The organism is Halobacillus sp. GSS1, assembly GCF_017307035.1.
Lineage (GTDB): Bacteria > Bacillota > Bacilli > Bacillales > Halobacillaceae > Halobacillus > Halobacillus litoralis.
This window is the reverse complement of sequence record NZ_JAFLHE010000001.1, coordinates 379379-398782: the sequence shown is the minus strand read 5'-3', so window position 1 is coordinate 398782 and position 19404 is coordinate 379379. Positions and strand designations below refer to the sequence as shown.

The following is a 19404-nucleotide window of genomic DNA, read 5'->3' as shown; positions in this document are numbered from 1 at the left end:
TAACTCACAACAAGAGTCAGGTACAATGATAGAAGATACATAAGGAAAGGAACGATTTCAATGAAATCCGATATAAAAATAGCGTTGGAAGCTGATATGAAACCGATCCATCAGATTGCTGAACAGTTGAACTTAAATGTGGAAGATTGGGAACCTTATGGCCATTATAAAGCGAAATTGTCGGATCAACTTTTGAATAAACTCTCTAGCAGAAAAAAAGGGAAAATTATCTTGACTACATCAATCAATCCGACACCAGCAGGGGAAGGTAAATCCACGGTAACAGTCGGTTTAGGGCAAGCCTTGAATAGATTGAATCAACGCGCTGTGATCGCACTCAGAGAACCTTCTCTTGGTCCCACTATGGGAATAAAGGGGGGAGCAGCGGGAGGAGGATACTCCCAAGTGGTACCGATGCAGGATATCAACCTGCACTTCACTGGGGATATCCATGCCATTACTTCTGCGAATAATGCACTTTCCGCTTTTATCGACAATCATATTCATCAGGGAAATGAACTGAATATCGATCCGAGAAGAGTTTCATGGAAGCGTGTGATGGATTTAAATGATAGAGCTTTAAGAGAAGTCATTGTCGGTCTTGGTGGCCCGGTAAAAGGAGTGCCCAGAGAAGATGGTTTCAATATAACGGTTGCTTCAGAAATTATGGCCATTCTTTGTTTAGCGAAAGATCTTACTGACATGAAGCGAAGAATAGCTGAAATAGTCATCGGATACACTTATGACAAAAAGCCGGTTCAAGTAAAACAACTAGGTGTGCAAGGAGCTTTGACACTTCTTTTGAAGGATGCAATCAAACCTAACCTTGTACAGACCCTTGAGAATACACCTGCCATTATACACGGAGGGCCATTTGCGAATATAGCCCATGGTTGTAACAGTGTCATGGCCACAAACTTAGCCGCGAAACTTGGAGATTATGTAGTAACTGAAGCTGGATTCGGAGCAGACCTTGGAGCAGAGAAGTTTTTGGATATTAAAACTAGAGCAGGCGACCTTGAACCCGATGCCGTTGTTATTGTAGCTACAATTAGGGCTTTGAAAATGCATGGGGGTATGGAAAAAGGATTACTGGAGAGTGAAAGCGTGGACGCTTTAAAGGCTGGGATCGGCAACCTGAAGAAGCATATGGAAACCATCCAGCAATATGGACTTCCTTTTGTTGTGGCGATCAACCAATTTCCTTCTGATACAGAACGGGAAATAGAGTTTCTCACTCATTGGTGTGAGGAACAAGGAGTTGAAGTATCACTTACTAACGTATTTGCTGAAGGTGGTCAAGGTGGGATCGACCTGGCGGAAAAAGTGATGAGTGCATGTGAGAAGAAAACGGAACCGTTAAAGTATATGTATGAGTTGGAAGACTCTATAGAAGAAAAAATTGATAAAATCGCAATGAACGTTTATGGAGCTGAAGGTGTTGATTTTTCATCAAAAGCTGAGAAGCAGATTCGTCAACTAAGAGAGCTTGGTTTTGGAGAGCTGCCTGTATGTATGGCTAAGACTCAATATTCCTTATCTGATGACCCTGGAAAGCTTGGTCGCCCGCAAAACTTTAGAGTAACTGTCAGAGAGATCTATCCTTCAGTAGGAGCCGGTTTCCTTGTTGCTTTAACCGGAGACGTCATGACCATGCCGGGACTGCCCAAACAGCCGGCCGCTTTGCGGATGGATGTAGATGAAGAGGGTATCATCCATGGCTTATTCTGATACAAGTTTGGAAAATGATCTGCTATAATCATTCAAGTCGAACATTTTATGGGATTGAGAATGAAACAGGAGATGGAATGGTTATATAGAAGGTAAGGGGGATTTATAGTGACAATACGTATTGGTTTGACAGGATGGGGAGACCATCCCACCCTTTATTCGGACCGGACGAGATCTGAGGAGAAATTATCCGCGTACGCTTCTCACTTTCCTGTAGTTGAAGTAGATACAGCCTTTTATGCAATCCAACCCGTTTCCCGTTATGAAAAGTGGCTGAAGGAAACGCCTGAGTCCTTTTCATTTGTTATTAAAGCATTTCAACAATTGACAGGTCATGACAGGGAAGCGAGGACGGTACAGGAAGCGAAGGATCTGATGAAGCGTTATGAAGAGTCCATCCAGCCCGTATGGGAAAGTGGCCAGGTGAACGCGTTGTTATTTCAATTTCCACCGTGGTTCGATGTGCGTAAAGAGAACATAAAAAAACTTCGTTATATCCGGGAATGGATGGAAGATTACCCACTGGCATTGGAGTTCAGAAACCGCACGTGGTTCGATCCAAGCTATTATGAACAAACATTATCTTTCATGAAAGATCAGCAGTGGATTCACAGTATTTGTGACGAGCCGCAAGCAGGAGAAGGGTCAGTGCCACGTGTTCTTGTACCTACCCATCCTGAAAAAACATTGGTCCGTTTCCACGGGAGAAACATTCACGGCTGGAACAAAAACGGTCGGAAAGACTGGCGGAAAGTTCGCTTTTTGTATATGTATAATGAGGAAGAATTGCAGGAGTGGAAAGAACAAGTGTTAAAACTTGAAGAATCGACTCCTGAGGTTACTCTTCTGTTTAACAACAATTCAGGTGGCGATGCCGCAGATAATGCTAAGCAAATGCAGGAGCTTCTTGATATCAAGTATGAAGACCTCAACCCACGACAAATGGACCTTTTCAATTTCTAGGAGGCAAACATGAACAAAAGGGAAGCACTGGAAACAATCAGATGTTTCGTTAATGATATATTCAAAGACGATACGAGCGGGCACGATGATGTCCATATGAAACGAGTAGCCTCGTGGGCGAAATTCATGGCGAACAGTGAGGGCGAGGATCCATTTTTATGCGAAGTTGCAGCTCTCCTTCACGATGTTGGAGATCATAAATTGTTTGCCCATCCAGAAAAGGCGATCCAACAAAGGGATAAACTACTTTCGGATATTGGTTTTACAGAGAATGAGATTGATACAATTGCTGATGCGATTCGGACAGTATCTTTTTCAAAAGGAGACGTCCCCAATTCAAGAATGGGAGAGATCATTCAAGATGCTGACAGGTTAGATGCCATAGGAGCTGTCGGTATTGCACGAACGTTTGCTTTTGGCGGGACCATCAATCAACCGATTTATAAGGAAGATGAAAAAGATGCCATCAGCCATTTTTATGAAAAACTTTTGAAACTAAGAGAATTGATGCATACCAAAAGCGGAAAGCAGGAAGCTGAAAGGCGCCATCAATTTATGCTTCAATACTTAGAAGAGTTTTATCGTGAACAACAATGCAGAGAGGAGTACAGTCATGTCAAAGAATGAACAGGCTTATTTAAATATGTGTAAACACGTGTTGAAAGAAGGAAACTCAAAAGAAGATCGAACAGGAACCGGGACTCTTTCGGTTTTCGGACACCAGATGCGGTTTGATTTAAAAGAAGGTTTTCCGCTCATGACCACTAAGCGTGTTCCTTTTAAGCTGATTGCCAGTGAACTATTATGGTTCATGAAAGGGGATACGAACATCCGCTATTTATTGGAACATAAGAATAACATTTGGAACGAGTGGGCTTTTCAAAAATGGGTGGAGAGTGAAGACTATACAGGCCCTGACATGACTGATTTCGGACGGCGCAGCCAGAATGATGAAGAGTTCAAAAAGCAATATAAAGAGCAGATGGATACGTTTAAAGAAAAGGTCCTGAACGATGACACTTTCGCAAAAGAGTTCGGTGATCTCGGCGCGGTTTACGGAAAACAATGGAGGGAATGGAAAACAAGCAGAGGACAAACCATCGATCAGCTTAAAAATGTGGTAGAGAGTATAAAAAATAACCCTGACTCGAGAAGACACCTTGTCACTGCATGGAATCCAGAAGATGTCCCCTCAAATATGGCTTTACCACCTTGTCATATTCTTTTTCAATTTTATGTCGCGGATGGTAAATTATCGTGTCAGTTGTATCAAAGGAGCGGAGACATTTTCCTGGGAGTACCTTTCAATATTGCCAGCTATGCGTTGCTGACCCACCTGATTGCCCATGAATGTGGGTTGGAAGTCGGTGAATTCATTCACACTCTTGGAGATGCTCATATATACAATAATCATAGGAAGCAGATCGATGAACAATTAACGAGAGAACCTAGAACCTTACCAACGTTGTGGTTGAACAATGAAAAAGAAAGTATATTCGATTTCGATATGGAGGATATCACGATTGAGGGCTACGACCCCCATCCGAGCATTAAAGCTCCAGTAGCCGTATAACCCGAAGTTTCTCTTTGTTGGAATACCATAAAAATCCTCTTCGGTATAAGGTTTAAACTTGCCTTGAGGAGACATTGCAGCGTGGCATATCTAGTTTCATGAGGGAGCATGGTTTAGCTTACCCACTGAGGGCTAACCAATCGCTGATTTGCCGGAAGATTCTCTTCATCACCGACAGACCCTGGAACATCACAAAAATACCGAAATTTAGTATTTCTCAAGACTGCCATCACTTTAGTAACTGTAAATCTTAAAGAAGGGGTGTTAAGGATGATTTCATTCATATTTGCAATGGACAAAAACAGATTGATTGGAAAAGACAATGATTTACCATGGCATATTCCGAACGATTTTAAATTTTTCAAGGACACCACGTGGGGGAAAACCATCATTATGGGAAGGAAAACATTTGAGTCCTTTCCTCAACCTCTTCCAGAGCGGGAGCACATCGTTATAACCAGTAATAAGAATTACGACCGGGAAGGATGTACAGTGATCCACTCCATGGATGAGATCCTTAAGATGGAGGAAGATAACCCGGATAAAGAATGGTTTGTAATCGGAGGAAGTGTACTCTTTGAAAAAATGCTTCCTCATGCAGATCGTATGTATTTGACTTATATTGATGCAAGCTTTGAAGGGGACACATATTTTCCAGAGTATGACGAATCTGAGTGGACGCTTGTTTCTGAGACGAAGGGTCTGAAAGATGAAAAGAACCCGTATGACTATTATTTCCGTACCTACGACCGGAAGAGTTCCTAATGCAACAAAAGGATTTGTGTGGAGTGATTCTTAACGGGGGAGGATCGACAAGAATGGGGACCGCTAAGTCTTCTTTGGCTTTGGGTAGTATGACCTCATTGGAGTTGATTACCTCGAGTCTTTCAATGGTAACTGACACCATCATAGTGAACCAGGATGAACCATTAAAAGAGCCTTACCCGGTCGTCGCAGACATTTATGAAGATGCAGGGCCACTAGCTGGATTGCACGCAGTCATGAAACAAAGACCGGCCACCTGGTTTGTCATGGCTGCATGTGATACTCCTTTTGTCAGTGATGAGGTTTATCGTCATTTGATTCAAGAAGCGGATGATTCGGTGGATGCTGTCATTCCTGTCTACGAAGGACGATTTCACCCCACATCTGGAGTCTATCATATACGGATCCTGGACAAACTGGAGTCTTATCTTTCTCAAGGTGGCAGAAAAGTCCGGGGGCTTTTTGATCATATACAGATAAAGGAATTGTCCATTTTTCCTGGTATTGAGCAGGAGAAGCTTTCCATGCACTTTTTTAATATGAACACACCAGAGGAATATGCATATGCAAGGGATTTGTTTAAAAACTGGAAGAGGTAGAGACAATAGAATACAGAGCATGATATGATAAAGAAGAAGTAAGATGGAAAGGAATTTTTGGTGAAGTTGTTTCTTTTCTATGTCTACTCTTGTAAAATGGATATAAAGTACGCGTTGAAGGCGGTGAATGGACATGCTGTCAAGTATCGGAATACCAGGTCTGATTTTGATTTTGACGATTGCTTTAGTCATTTTCGGCCCGAAGAAATTGCCTGAAATCGGAAAGGCTGCTGGGGAAACCTTAAAAGAATTCAAAAACTCTGCTCGTGATCTTACAAGCGACTCTAGTGAAGAAAAAACGAACAAATAACATAGGCTTATAATTTTTAAAAAAGACATAACTAATGGAGTGATTGACCATGTTATCAAGCATTGGTGTACCAGGTCTCATTCTGATTTTAATCATCGCACTTGTCGTTTTTGGCCCTTCAAAACTGCCTGAAATTGGAAAGGCATTTGGAAGTTCCCTTAAGGAATTCAAGAAAGCTACAGGCGACATCATGTCTGATGATGAAAGCAGTAAAGCAGAAAAGAAAACCAAAGAATAAAATGAATAAAGAAGGTGTAAGGGACTTTCCCTTGCATCTTCTTTTTGTCAGGCTCCTACCAGCCTGGAGGTGAGTGTAGTGTCAGAACAAAAAATAACTCAGGATATCGAAATGAACGTCACCGATCACTTGAGTGAGTTGCGAAAACGCGTTTTATGGACGTTAACCTTTTTTATCACTTTCTTCATTGTAGGATTTATCTATGTTGAAAGAATACAAACGTTTTTTATTAAAGATCTACCGTTTGAATTGAATATGACGAGTCCGGGTGAAATCATTTGGATTATTTTCACCATTGCCAGTCTCGTGGCTATTGTAGGAACCTTGCCCATACTGTCCCTACAAATATGGCTGTTTGTCAAACCTGCCTTAACACCAAAAGAGCGCCGGGTTTCACTTTCCTACGTGCCAGCGATCTTTTTACTGTTTCTTGCAGGGCTTACGTTTGGATACATCGTATTTGTCCAGCTGATTTTACCTTTTCTCTTGTCACTCAATAATGGAATGTTCAATGAAATTTATACGGTGGAGCGGTATTTCCGTTTTCTTTTCAGGGTAACGATTCCTTTTGCGGTTTTATTTGAGATCCCCATCATCATTATGTTCTTAACTAGTCTGGGTATCGTTAACCCTGTCTTTCTAGTGAAGGTTCGTAAATATGCGTATTTTATCTTGATTATTATCGGAACCATCATTTCTCCACCTGATTTCATTCTTCAATTGGTGGTTGCGTTTCCTTTAATCCTTCTGTATGAGGTAAGCATTATTCTATCGAGGATTGTTTATCGTAAGAAGCTTAAAAATCACCAGGAATTCATGGAATCTGAAGATTAGATAGTCAAGGAACAAAAAGCACGTGGAAAGGCCCAGAGATTTACATCTCTGGGCCTTTCACTTGGATTTTAGCTTATTTTTACAAAATGGTTAGTTTTTCAGTTTTACAATATTATCTTTTGCTGTACAGACCGTAACATGATAAAAATAATGTAGGAATATGCGAGGAGGAACAAAACCGATGAGATCCTTTTACCACTATATGATGAGATACAGAGGGAACAAGAAGAATAACGAAGAAAAACAACTCGCTGAATGGATGTTCGATGACCACAGCTTCCCAAAGCAGGCGAAAACTTATGATGAAATCAGTTCCTATTTAGAATGGAATGCACCTTTTCCATCTGCTTTATCTGTTTTCGATCAATTATATGAGAAATACAAAATAGAAGAAGAATAAAAGAGAGGTGGACCTATGAGAATTTTACACACGGCTGACTGGCATTTGGGAAAAATCGTGAACTATGTACATATGACGGAAGACCAACGCTACATTCTTCAACAATTTGTGGGAATTGTAGAGAGGGAAAAGCCGGATGTCATCATTATAGCAGGGGACCTCTATGATCGCTCCATTCCTCCAAAACAAGCGGTGGAATTACTGAATGAAACGTTGACGACGCTCATTAATGACCTCCAGGTTCCGGTTCTTGCGATATCGGGTAACCATGACAGTCCGGATCGGTTGAATTTCGGCAGCCAAATGTTTAGAAAACAAGGTCTGTTCTTAGATACGAAATTACAAAAAGAGCGAGAGCCTGTCACCTTATACGATGAAGACGGTCCTGTTCATTTTCATCTCATCCCATATGTTGAGCCTGCAGAAGTGGCGTCTGTATTTGAAGATCAAGAGATTAAGACCCATCAACAGGCAGCGGAAGTTCTGATCAAGGATATCGAGCAACGCTTTAACATGGATGATCGCCATGTCTGGGTCGGCCACTCCTTTTTAGCAGGAGGAATGGAATCGGAATCTGAAGAGCGCCTGTCTATGATTGGGGGTAGTCCTTATGTTGATGCCCGGTTATTCCAAGCCTTTTCTTATGTCGCTCTGGGTCACCTTCATCAGCCCCAAAGAGTGACGGAAGATTATATAAGGTACAGCGGATCAATTTTGAAATATTCGTTTTCTGAAGTTAATCACGCGAAATCAGTGACAAGGATTGATATGGATCAGGAAGGATCATGTGAATGGGAAAAGATACCGCTTACACCGATAAGAGACTTCCAAGTCATCGAAGGTTATTTTGAAGACCTCCTGGCTGGAGAATCCGCTGAAAATCCCGAAAACTACTTGCATGTCCGCCTCTTGGATGATGGCCAGCTCGTGGATCCCATGGGCAAATTACGAAAAGTATACCCGAATATCCTTCATTTGGAAAGACGGAGATCAAAGACAAATTTACAAATGGAAGAACTGCAGGAAGTCAAAAAGCGACAGAAGCTTTCACACGCAGACCTCTTTGCTTCTTTTTATGAAGACATTAAAGGGGAGTCTATTCCACCTGAACGGAAAGAATTGATTGAACAAGCCATAGATAACCTAAGGAAAGAAGAGAGGGGGAGATAAGATGAAGGCACTCACTCTTACCATGGCTGCATTTGGTCCTTACCGTCATAAGCAGGTAGTGGATTTTACAACATTAGGAGAAGAGTCGATCTTTCTTATCACTGGACCTACCGGGGCAGGAAAGACAACGATTTTTGATGCGATGTGTTTTGCCCTCTATGGCCGTGCAAGCGGCAGCGATAGGGACCAGGATTCGATGCGGAGTCATTTCGCAGATACAGGAGAACCAACCTATGTAGAATTCACTTTCGAATTACGGGGGAAAACGTATCGCATTGTAAGAATGCCAAAGCAGATGAAAAGGAAAGAACGTGGGGAAGGGTGGAAAGAAGACCCGGCCCGTGCCGATTTCTATATCATTCAAGGTGAGGAAGAGAAACTGGTAGCATCTAAAATTAAAGAAGTGAACGAATACATTGAAGAAATCCTCGGCCTTGATTATGAACAATTTCGAAAAATGATCATGATCCCACAGGGAGAGTTCCGAAAGTTAATCTCTGAAAATAGTAAAGAGAGAGAGGAAATCCTTCAACGCATTTTCAAAACGGAGTTCTTCGCAGAAGTCACTGATTATTTTAAGAAACAGTCGAAGGAACTACAAACGGAGATCAATCAATTTGAGTGGAAAATTTCTCAGGAGAAAGAGAGAGTCGTGTGGGGGGAAGAAGCAGACGCTGATCTCGAAAATGAGGAACTCTCAAAAGTACGAAAACGATTGAGTCAAAGGATCGACCATCAGAAACAAATGGTTTCTGATGAAAAAGCTTATGCGGATCAACTTCAGCAAACCACAGACCACATTCAGAACCAGTACTTCGAATCGAAGCAGCTCCTGGATCTTTTTGAAGAAAGGGATCGGTTATCCATAGAGCATAAGAAGCTCGAAGAAAATTCAGCGGCCATCAAAGATTTGGAGAAAGAGCATGCCTATGCCAAGAAAGCAGCGGAAGTACACCCATATGAAAAACAATACGAGGAAAGACAAAGAGAACTTGACCAGCTCCTTTTGAATCAAAAGGATAGAGAAGAAACATACAATCGCGTGAAATCGGCGTTTGATAAGATACAGGAAGAATATGTGAAGAAAGCCGATCAACAAGAAGATCGTGACAGTATGAAAGAGGCCTGGCAACAAAAATTAAGAGAAAAAGAGCATGTAGAAGAATTTTTAAAGAAAAATCAGGGGCTCGAAAATCTTGAAAGGGAGATAGCCAATAATCGCCGTTCTTTCTCTGATTTTCAGGAAAAGGAACAAAAAATTCTTCAAGATAAGAAATGGATGAAAGAAAAAGTGAAAGGTGAAAGGTCTTTAAGAGAAGCAGCTTATGAGAAAAAACAATCCTATCAGACCTCGCAACAACGAAAGGAAAAGGTGGGAAGATTATCCAAAGAATGGCTTCAGTTAACTAAGCTACGCACTCAATATCAGTCTGTTTCCAAAAACTATCAGGAAAAAAAACAAAGGTTACAGAAATCCAAAGAGTCGTATGAAAAAGCGCTGGATGACATTAGGAAACACCACGCTTATACCCTATCCTTGCATTTAAGTGATGGGTCACCTTGTCCGGTATGCGGCTCAACTGAACACCCTGGTGTAGCAGGGAAGCCAGAAGGTGTGCTGAATGAAGATCAGGTGGAACAGCTGAGGGAGCGTCACAAGGAGGCAGAGCAGTACTTCGAGAAGGCACAGGACGAATTGATCCAGGTAAAGTCTGAAGGGGAAGCTCAACGTCAATTGACAGAGAGCATCTGGAATGATTTAGACATCGAGGATGAACTTTCTGAAGAGATGATTGAAAAAGAAAGACAGCATTGCTCTCATGAGATGAGAAAAGTGCTTGACGAGTATAACAACCTTAAAGAGAAAATAGAGGACATTCAATCCACGGAGAAAAAATTGGACCAGATGGATCAACAGTTGGAATCCTTGCAAAACCAAAAAGAGACACTTCAGCGAACAATCAATGATCAGCAGCAGGACCAGGCCAAACGAAGAACAGAGCTGGAATCACTAAAAGAAAATGTGACTTCTACGAGTGTTGATCCTGAAGAATTAGTGAAAGAAGCAGCAAGTCTTGAAAAGTCATATAAAGAAGCAGAGGAAAATTGGATAGAAATACAAAGCTTATATCAACAGAAACGGGACGAATGGCAGAAAATCCAAACAGCAGTAGAAGAAGGACAGAACTATTTGGAGCAAGCACAAAAAGCTGTAGAACAGCGGAAAACAGAATTTGATCAAACGCTTGTTCAATTTTCTTTTGACTCGGTCGAAGCGTATCAATCGGCCATTCGTACTCCTCAAAAAATGGAACAAATGGCCAACGAAATCCAGCAATACCAGCAACGGGTACACATCGTCAATGAGCGGTTGGAAGAATTGAATCAAAAGTTAGAAGAAAAAGAAAGACCTCAGCTACAAGCTGTTCATGAGAAATTGGAAAAGATGCAAGAAAAACTAAACGAGCAGCGGGAAAAGGTCAATCATCTCAACGTTTCGCTTCAACAAAATGAATCCATACAAGAAAATATCCGGCGGCTTGTAGAAGAACAAGGAGAACTGGCCGCGAAGTATTATGATATTGCTGAGCTCGCTCAAATTGCGAACGGAGACAATCATTTACGCCTCTCTTTGGAGAGGTATGTGCTGGCTTCTTATTTGGATGAGATCCTCATACAGGCCAATTTACGCCTTGATCAGATGACAGACCACCGATACCAGCTCATCCGCAGTGATGCTATAGCTAAACGGGGTGCTCAAAGTGGACTCGATCTTGAGGTGATTGATCATCATACAGGACAACAGCGATCAGTAAGAACACTTTCGGGTGGGGAAGGTTTTAAAACCTCTTTAAGTTTAGCTCTTGGCATGGCTGATGTGGTTCAGGCGCATGCCGGCGGGGTTCAGTTGGACACATTGTTCATTGATGAGGGGTTCGGTACGTTGGATGACCTTTCATTAGAACAAGCGATTGGCTGCCTTAGAAGTTTACAGGACGGCAACCGAATGCTCGGAATTATTTCCCACGTCCAGCAATTAAAAGAGGAAATTCCGGCGAAATTGCAAATCGATGCAGGCCCAGAAGGGTCAAAAGTGGAATTTGTCTTTCAATAAATAAAAAATATTTCCTTATTTTCGGATGCTCTTATACGAAAAGCGCCAATATTCAACAGCACTCTCCAAATTCTATGTCCCATACAGAAAATGAAGAAAGATGCCTGTCATATTTTGCGCTTGCCCGGGAAATATCTGAGATTTTAAACGGGAAATAATCAAGGAGGGGGTGTTCGGATGATCCAACCAGCCAATGATTGGGAAGATCTTCTGAACGAAGAGTTTAAAAAAGATTATTTTAAAGAATTACAGAGTACTGTCGAGACGGAATACAAAGTCAACGCCATCCAACCTGCTTATGATGAAGTTTTCCAAGCCTTACAGTCGACACCTTATGCGTCAACTAAAGTAGTCATTCTTGGACAGGATCCTTATCATGGAAAGGACCAGGCACATGGGCTCAGTTTTTCAGTTCGACCAGGTAATCGTATTCCACCCTCCCTTCGCAATATTTACAAAGAATTGAAGGAGGATCTAGGTGTTCAACCTCCGGACCATGGCTCCCTTCGTTCCTGGGCAGAACAAGGTGTCCTACTTTTAAACGATGTATTGACAGTGAGGGAAGGGGAAGCCAATTCTCACAGAGGGTTAGGGTGGGAAACATTCACCGATGCAATCATTCAATCATTGAATGAAAGAAAGAAGCCAGTGGTTTTCTTTTTGTGGGGAAAGCATGCACAAAAGAAAGGGGCATTCATCAATCGAGAAAAACATCTTGTACTGACTTCCTCTCATCCTAGTCCCTTTGCTGCGCATAGAGGTTTTTTCGGAAGCCGGCCTTTTTCTCAGGCGAATAAGTTTTTATTAAAAAATGCGTTGGATCCGGTGGATTGGTCGTTACCGCCTGCGAACATAGAGACAGGAGCCCAAACCAGTTCATAAAAAAGGCATATGCTAGAGTATTCTAACGTTTCGGAGGGGTTTTTATGTTTCCGACAGGTCAACCGCCTTTCCCTCCTATGGGCCAGTTCCCAGGATTCCAGCAAGCTGCACCGCAAATGATGCGTTCGATGGCACCGTATATCAATGCGGGAAGCCGGGGTTTCGGCGGCTTTGGGGCTCCAGGTTTTTTAGGGAATACAGGGTTCGGCTCCGGGCTCTCTGGGCTCCCGGGTGTTTTCGGTGGAGGTGGAGGTACTGGTTTTGGGGCGCAGGCTCTTGGTGCCGCAGGGACAGCTGCAAAAACTGGAGGAGCTGGATGGCTTGGGCACATGCAGACGGCACTGAAAGCTATGCAATCGGCAGCACCTATGATGCAGCAATACGGGCCGATGCTGAAAAACATTCCTGCCATGATTAATATGATGAAAATCATGAACGAACCAGATGATGATGATGATGAGAGTCTGGTACCATTAGACGAAAGCAGCAGCAAACCGTCTGTTTCAGAGGACTGGGAATCCACAAGTGTGCTTGATAAGAAAGAAAAAAAACGTTCTCAAGGTGCATCACAGCCTAAATTATACATTTAGGCTGTGCATGTAGCTTGATTTTTTTTGTAGAGTTAGCAAAAATAAGTACATATCCAAATATAAAAATGAAAACCGATGCCTTTAGGAGGTTATATATTGAGTAGACAATTGGAAAATGCAACATTCGCAGGAGGATGCTTCTGGTGTATGGTGGAACCCTTTGATGAACGCCCTGGAATCGAATCCATTGTATCAGGCTATACCGGCGGGCATACTGAAAACCCGACATACATGCAGGTAATCACGGAAGAGACGGGTCACAGGGAAGCCGTACAGATCACTTTCGATCCCGCCATTTTTCCTTATGAGCGGCTGGTTGAGCTGTTTTGGCAGCAGATCGATCCCACTGATGCCGGAGGTCAATTCGCTGATCGGGGGCACTCCTACACAACGGCCATCTACTATCACAATGAGAAACAACGAAAAGTGGCTGAGAAGAGTAAAGAAGAGCTTGCAGCATCTGGGAAATTCAAGGATGCGATAGTAACTGAAATTCTGCCGGCTGAAACGTTTTATCCTGCCGAAGATAAGCACCAGGATTATTATAAGAAGAATCGTTTTCATTATAAACGGTACAAGAAAGGCTCCGGTCGAGCTGATTTCATTAAAGATCGCTGGAGTTATGAAAAGGATCAGGAAGATCTGAAGCAACGCTTAACCGACATCCAGTATAAAGTCACGCAGGAGAATGCGACCGAACGCCCCTTTCAAAATGAGTTTCATGATCATGAAGAAGAGGGCATTTATGTGGATATAGTTTCAGGCGAACCCTTGTTCAGTTCTAAGGATAAATATGATGCAGGCTGTGGATGGCCAAGCTTTACCAAGCCTATTGAAAAACAGCAGGTGAAAGAAGAAGTTGATAGATCTCATGGTATGTTCCGGACGGAAATCCGAAGTGATCGAGCGGACTCCCATCTTGGCCATGTGTTTGAAGATGGACCGAAAGATCAAGGAGGGCTGCGTTACTGTATCAATTCTGCTGCCTTGAGATTCATTCCTAAAGACGATATGGAAGAAAAAGGATACGGTTATTTGACGTACCTTTTTCAATAAATCCCTTCAAATGCCCCTCTCAGCTTTGATGATGATATAATGGAGGAAGCTTGAGGAGGTACCGAATTGGGAAGAAGACGAATTCTTACAAAAGAGGAAATTTTAAAAGAGACAGGGGCGCTGCTCAGGAAAGAAGGGATCCACGGGGTCCATTTCAAAAAACTTTCAACGGAGCTTCAGGTGAGCAGAAGCACCCTCTATGAATATTTCAAAAATAAGGAAGACCTCATTCTATCCTATATGAGAAACATGATGGAAGAGATGACCAAACAAATTGAAGCGATTCCGGAAAAGGAAGCGCCAAATAAAAAGCTATACAAGCTTTTGTTTATTTTTCTCGATCATGCAGAAACCCATCATATTGATCAAATGATCCGGGAACTGCAGAGCAGCGATCATACCCTGGCTCTGTTCTATCGTACAAAAATCCATGAAGACCTCATGGGAACGTATGACCAAATGTTGGACTGGATTGAGGCTGCGAAGCAATTAGGGATATGGAAAGAGGATATTGAAAGCGAAATGGTGGCTGATCTCATTTTCCACTCCATATTATTTCCCACGAGGCAAAAATACGGAGTGGAAAAAATGGCAGATCAACTCTTTGAAATGATTGAAAATGGTGTGAAAAACAAATAGGTAAACCGCTTCCTCGTTGGGAAGCGGTTTATTGTATTTCTGTTAATCGTTCGCTTTTTAGATTTCGCGAAAGGAGCGGTGTCTCCATAATGCCTTCCAACATAACAAAGACCTATTTGATCGCATTCCCGGGTGGCCTGTTGTTTAATTTCTTACACATGCCCATCCCATGGATATTAGGACCGGTTGTGTTTGTTGTCCTGGCTAAATCCTTAAAGAGATTAGAATCAAAAACTGTACCACTAGCAAAACACATGGCATTTGTTCTTCTGGGAATTCAGATAGGTCTTACGTTCAGTGCTGAAACGTTCCGTTCGATCGGTCCTTATCTCTTACCTTATACCATCCTTACATCAGTCATGATTGCCACCAGCTTATTAGCCGGATTGTACATTGCTAGGTTTGGGGCTGTAGATAAAACGACTGCCCTTGTAGGAAGCTCTCCAGGCGGGCTGTCTGCCATGATTGCCGTCAGCGAATCTATGAATGGCAATAGTGCGCTTGTTACAATTTTTCATACCTTACGTTTAATCAGCGTTCTTTTTATCATTCCATTTTACGTTACCCATGGAAATTTCGTTGTTTCAACAACGGTTGTTGATGGTGTAGTGGAAGAGATGGATCAAGACTCTATGTTTACCCTACCTTTATACTTGGCAGCGGCTTTCATTGGGTGGAAGATGAGGGCTTGGGTTCCGGCTTCACTTGTCATTGTTCCTATGCTTATTATCGGTTCACTACAGACATCAGGTGTCCCATTCTATCCTTTACCGGAAATGCTTTTTACGCTTGCGCAGTTTTTTATTGGAACATACCTGGGACACACAGTATCGTTAAGCGAAATTGTTTCAGCTGGAAAGACCTGCTTAGCTTTTTTAGCTTTAGCTATTTCTATGATTGGAATAGGAATTGGGATGGCTTTTTTATTAAGCTGGTGGACAACTATGGATGTAAAGACTGCTGTTTTGGCTCTAGCCCCTGGTGGTCTTGTAGAAATGTCTATCACGGCTGAACAAACGGGTGGCGAACCTGCCATTGTTAGTTCTTTACAGACGATTCGTCTATTAATGATCGTCCTGTTTCTCCCCTGGTTGTTCAAGAAACTAAGAACATGTTTTTGACATTATCTCGAATTAAAGATAAAATGAACTTAGTAAATAGTAGTTTCTCATAAAAACATTATGTAAATTAGAATGAAAGGAATGAAGCACAATGAATATGAAGCATATCTTCCAAAAAGGAAATTCAGCACGCACTTTGTTGCTTCTTCATGGTACGGGCGGAACAGAACAAGATTTGCTGCCTGTAGCTAAGATGATCGACCCTGATGCATCTATCCTTTCTGTAAAAGGGAATGTGTCAGAGAATGGGATGCCGCGTTTTTTTAAACGATTAAGAGAAGGTGTCTTCGATGAAGAAGACTTAATTAATAGAACGGATGAATTGAATAAATTCCTTACAGATGCTAGTCATGAGTACGGATTCGATCGTAAGCATGTCATTGCTGTAGGGTATTCCAATGGAGCGAATATTGCGGGAAGCCTTCTTTTTCATTACGAAGAAAGTTTGCGAGGGGCTATGCTGTTTCACCCAATGGTTCCGAGAAGAGGCATTGAAATTCCTGAACAATCAGGCCTCCCTGTATTTATCGGCGCAGGTGAAAATGATCCCATCTGTCCAGCTCAGGAAACAAAAGATTTAGAGGATTTATTAACGACGGCTGGTGCGGATGTAACTGTCCATTGGGAACGTATGGGGCATCAATTGACAGAAAATGAAGTATGGTCAGCGGCAGACTGGTATAAAGATCAATTTTAATCATCTGTATATTGAGTCATCCCTTCGTTCATTGTATGATAGGTACACATAAACCAAGGAGGATGCTCTATGATTCACAAAAATTGGGAAAACAATGAAACCATCAAACAAATTGAATGCGTTCATAACGATGCAAAAAAATTCGTTGTGAACAATGTACTGACACCAGGCAAAGTGTATGATGTGAAAAACGAAAGTGAAGAGTTTTACTTTGTCATTGATAATTCCGGCCGCATGGGCGGTTTCTATAAGGAATATTTCAAAGAAGTGTAAATGATGAAAAGCCAGGGATGCGTTCCCTGGCTTTTTGTATGGTTAGAAGTATTCTATGAAGCTCTTAAAAATCTCCCCTATAGGGATTTGTTCCCATGTTTATATAAAAGATGAAGTAGGGTAATGGTAATTAGAAAATACTTGAAAGGAAGAGCATGCCATGATTTTGGATAACGTAAGAATCTACCAGCCCTATCAAACCTATGAGAGCGACCGCACTTATGCGATTAAAGTAGAAGGAGAGAAGATTGAGGCCATCTACGAGTCACCCTACAGGGGAGAAGAGGATGTCATAGATGGGAGAGGACGTGTCCTTTCTCCTTCCTTTAGTGATAGTCATATGCATCTGCTCCGTTACGGGTTGTTAAAAAAAGAATTAGACCTTACGCAAGTGACGAGCTGGGAAGAAATGAAAGCTGTTGTTGAGAACCATTATGACGAACTTGAGCAATACGACTGGGTTTTCGGAAAAGGTTTCAATGATGGAAACTTTGACGATATCGACCACCTTCTAACAGCAAAAGACCTGAATGAAATCCAAGTGAATGCCTATATGTACTTCATGCATCAGGACGGCCATGAATGTGTCATCAGTGAACAAGCGATGGAATTATTGAAAGAAGAAGAGAATTTTAAAAAAGAACCGGATGAATTTAAAGAAAAAGATGAACATGGAAATTGGAATGGCCGCTTCAAAGATACAGCAGTTCATTACATTAAGCACCATTTTTGGGGACGTTCGACGGAGGATGCAAAAGAAGCCTTAAAGAAAGCTCTGCCTCATCTGAGCGAATATGGCATAACCTCTGTCCATACAGATGATATTAACTTTATCGGGTCCTATGAGCGGTTGTGGCAGGCATATACAGAATTGGAACAAGAGGAAGTCCTGTCGATCGATGCCCAGCTTCATCATTACGTATTTGATATCCAGGATATGAAGACCTATTGTGATGAAAATGATCACCGTACCGGTCAGGGGACACCTCAAGTGAAGGTCGGGTCTTTCAAAATTTTCCTCGACGGTACCCAGCGCCTTTATACGGCAGCTATGAGGAATCCTTATCCCATTCAGCCAAGTGAGAACGGTCGTCTGATTTATACCCAGGAACAGCTCGATGAAATGGTTAAATATGCAAGTGACAATGATATGCAGGTGGCTATGCATGCGATCGGCGACCGGGCTGTTGAGCAGGCAATTACAGCGCTTGAAAAATCAGGAGAAGCTACTGAACGCCTAAGACACCGGATTATTCATGCCCAGACACTTGCTCCCGATTTGATTGCCCGCTTGAGAGAGTTGAAACCTTACATTGAAACACAACCGTCTTTCCTTCTGGATGAGTGGAGCGAGAAAGGAAAATGGACACCAGAAAGTCTTCTACCTTACTGTGATGCTTTCGAAAGCCTTTTGAAAGAGCACATTCCAATAACCTTAAGCTCTGACCTTCCCATCGGTGCATTGAATCCGTTCACGACCATGTTTACGGCTGTAAATCGAACAGACCTTAACGGAAAGCCTGAAGGTGGATGGATGCCTCAGGAAAGGTTAAGTGTAAAGGATTCTTTCCTTGGATTTACAAAAACTCCAGCAGAGCTTGAATATAAAGAAAGTGAAAAGGGTAAAATAGAATCTGGTTATCAAGCCGATTTTATTATACTTGATAAGCATCCTGAAGAAATAGAACCTGAAAAGTTGAAGGATATACAAGTACTGGAAACATGGCAGAGAGGAAAGTGCGTCTATCGGAAGTAATGTCTTCTGCAACTTTCCTTGTCAACACTCGTTCCATCAGCCATAATGGACATAAGTGATGGAAAGGGGAGGATGGGTAGCAATGGAGAAATTATTTTTAGTGCGTCACAGTGAAACGGAAGGTCAACATGAAGATTCCCCACTAACAAAGACGGGCATCAGACAGGCCCAAATGCTTGCGACTTTTTTAGAAAATTACGGTCACAACATTGATCGTATCTTATCAAGTCCTTATTTGCGGGCGATTGAAACGATCAAGCCTTTCGCCAGAAAAAATAATGTGACCATCGAAATGGATGAACGTTTAGAGGAGCGTGTCCTAAGTCATGAACCACTGGATGATTGGGAAGAAGTCCTGCATGATACGTTCGTCGACCCTGAACTGAAACTAACGGGAGGAGAATCCTCTACAGAAGCGAAAAAACGTGTCCTTTCGCTGATTGATGAACTTGAAAATGAGGATTGTGGAAACGTTCTCCTTGTTACTCATGGGAACTTGCTCGCCCTATTACTACAAAAATATAACCGTGAAATCGGTTTTTATGAATGGAAGCGCCTCTCCCGTCCAGATGTTTTTCTTGTACAAAAGCAAGGAGGAGAATATACAGTCGAACGAATTTGGGAAGACTGATTCCATTCTTCCCCTTTCTTTTTTCGTACAATGCGAAAAAGGTCGAACAACTACGGGAATT

General features: G+C 42.2%; 21 protein-coding genes. All 21 read left to right on the top strand.

Features of this window, described 5'->3' with window-relative positions:
- Window positions 1-60 precede the first annotated feature (60 nt).
- The 21 genes from J0K78_RS01990 to J0K78_RS01890 all read left to right on the top strand — a co-directional run bounded on the left by J0K78_RS01990 (window position 61) and on the right by J0K78_RS01890 (window position 19343).
- Entirely contained in the window at window positions 61-1731 is a 1671-nt protein-coding gene (locus J0K78_RS01990) for a formate--tetrahydrofolate ligase (RefSeq protein WP_206945162.1), read from the top strand.
- Window positions 1732-1836: 105 nt separating this feature from the next.
- Entirely contained in the window at window positions 1837-2694 is an 858-nt protein-coding gene (locus J0K78_RS01985; protein ID WP_370551072.1) for a DUF72 domain-containing protein, read from the top strand.
- Window positions 2695-2703: 9 nt separating this feature from the next.
- Complete coding sequence (locus J0K78_RS01980; protein WP_206945160.1) at window positions 2704-3321, top strand: HD domain-containing protein; 618 nt, start codon at window positions 2704-2706, stop codon at window positions 3319-3321.
- Entirely contained in the window at window positions 3308-4267 is a 960-nt protein-coding gene (locus tag J0K78_RS01975) for a thymidylate synthase (protein WP_206945159.1), read from the top strand. Before J0K78_RS01980 ends, J0K78_RS01975 begins: the two co-directional genes overlap by 14 nt.
- Before the next feature lie 270 nt (window positions 4268-4537).
- The gene (locus J0K78_RS01970) at window positions 4538-5032 is read left to right on the top strand and encodes a dihydrofolate reductase (RefSeq protein ID WP_206945158.1); all 495 of its coding nucleotides are present in this window, start codon (window positions 4538-4540) and stop codon (window positions 5030-5032) included.
- Window positions 5032-5631 carry a molybdenum cofactor guanylyltransferase gene (gene mobA, locus J0K78_RS01965; RefSeq protein ID WP_206945157.1) on the top strand — a complete coding sequence of 200 codons (600 nt, stop codon included), beginning with the start codon at window positions 5032-5034 and terminating at the stop codon, window positions 5629-5631. Before J0K78_RS01970 ends, mobA begins: the two co-directional genes overlap by 1 nt.
- A 133-nt stretch (window positions 5632-5764) precedes the next feature.
- Entirely contained in the window at window positions 5765-5941 is a 177-nt protein-coding gene (locus J0K78_RS01960) for a twin-arginine translocase TatA/TatE family subunit (protein WP_089652603.1), read from the top strand.
- Window positions 5942-5990: 49 nt separating this feature from the next.
- The gene (locus tag J0K78_RS01955) at window positions 5991-6179 is read left to right on the top strand and encodes a twin-arginine translocase TatA/TatE family subunit (protein WP_160913462.1); all 189 of its coding nucleotides are present in this window, start codon (window positions 5991-5993) and stop codon (window positions 6177-6179) included.
- Between the two features lie 111 nt (window positions 6180-6290).
- A complete protein-coding gene (gene tatC / locus J0K78_RS01950) occupies window positions 6291-7013 on the top strand; it encodes a twin-arginine translocase subunit TatC (RefSeq protein ID WP_206945883.1) in 723 nt (240 codons plus the stop codon).
- A gap of 181 nt (window positions 7014-7194) precedes the next feature.
- The gene (locus J0K78_RS01945; RefSeq protein ID WP_206945156.1) at window positions 7195-7413 is read left to right on the top strand and encodes a YozE family protein; all 219 of its coding nucleotides are present in this window, start codon (window positions 7195-7197) and stop codon (window positions 7411-7413) included.
- Window positions 7414-7428: 15 nt separating this feature from the next.
- Window positions 7429-8583: an exonuclease SbcCD subunit D gene (locus J0K78_RS01940; RefSeq protein WP_206945155.1), complete on the top strand. Its 1155-nt coding sequence runs from the start codon at window positions 7429-7431 to the stop codon at window positions 8581-8583.
- A 1-nt stretch (window position 8584) separates the two neighbouring features.
- Window positions 8585-11698 (top strand): AAA family ATPase, encoded by a 3114-nt coding sequence (locus J0K78_RS01935; protein ID WP_206945154.1) that lies wholly within the window; start codon window positions 8585-8587, stop codon window positions 11696-11698.
- 177 nt (window positions 11699-11875) lie between these two features.
- Window positions 11876-12580, top strand: coding sequence for a uracil-DNA glycosylase (locus J0K78_RS01930; RefSeq protein ID WP_206945153.1), 705 nt, complete (start codon window positions 11876-11878; stop codon window positions 12578-12580).
- A gap of 44 nt (window positions 12581-12624) precedes the next feature.
- Window positions 12625-13170, top strand: a complete 546-nt coding sequence (gene vrrA, locus J0K78_RS01925) for a VrrA/YqfQ family protein (RefSeq protein ID WP_206945152.1) — start codon at window positions 12625-12627, stop codon at window positions 13168-13170.
- Window positions 13171-13245: 75 nt separating this feature from the next.
- A complete protein-coding gene (msrB, locus tag J0K78_RS01920; protein WP_206945151.1) occupies window positions 13246-14226 on the top strand; it encodes a peptide-methionine (R)-S-oxide reductase MsrB in 981 nt (326 codons plus the stop codon).
- Between the two features lie 66 nt (window positions 14227-14292).
- Window positions 14293-14865 carry a TetR/AcrR family transcriptional regulator gene (locus J0K78_RS01915; RefSeq protein ID WP_206945150.1) on the top strand — a complete coding sequence of 191 codons (573 nt, stop codon included), beginning with the start codon at window positions 14293-14295 and terminating at the stop codon, window positions 14863-14865.
- A gap of 89 nt (window positions 14866-14954) precedes the next feature.
- Window positions 14955-15986 (top strand): AbrB family transcriptional regulator, encoded by a 1032-nt coding sequence (locus J0K78_RS01910; protein WP_206945149.1) that lies wholly within the window; start codon window positions 14955-14957, stop codon window positions 15984-15986.
- A 97-nt stretch (window positions 15987-16083) separates the two neighbouring features.
- Complete coding sequence (locus J0K78_RS01905; RefSeq protein ID WP_206945882.1) at window positions 16084-16683, top strand: alpha/beta hydrolase; 600 nt, start codon at window positions 16084-16086, stop codon at window positions 16681-16683.
- Window positions 16684-16752: 69 nt separating this feature from the next.
- Entirely contained in the window at window positions 16753-16956 is a 204-nt protein-coding gene (locus tag J0K78_RS01900; protein WP_089652517.1) for a DUF6501 family protein, read from the top strand.
- 160 nt (window positions 16957-17116) lie between these two features.
- Window positions 17117-18712 (top strand): amidohydrolase, encoded by a 1596-nt coding sequence (locus J0K78_RS01895; protein ID WP_206945148.1) that lies wholly within the window; start codon window positions 17117-17119, stop codon window positions 18710-18712.
- Window positions 18713-18794: 82 nt separating this feature from the next.
- Window positions 18795-19343, top strand: a complete 549-nt coding sequence (locus J0K78_RS01890; RefSeq protein WP_206945147.1) for a histidine phosphatase family protein — start codon at window positions 18795-18797, stop codon at window positions 19341-19343.
- The last annotated feature ends 61 nt before the right edge of the window (window positions 19344-19404 follow it).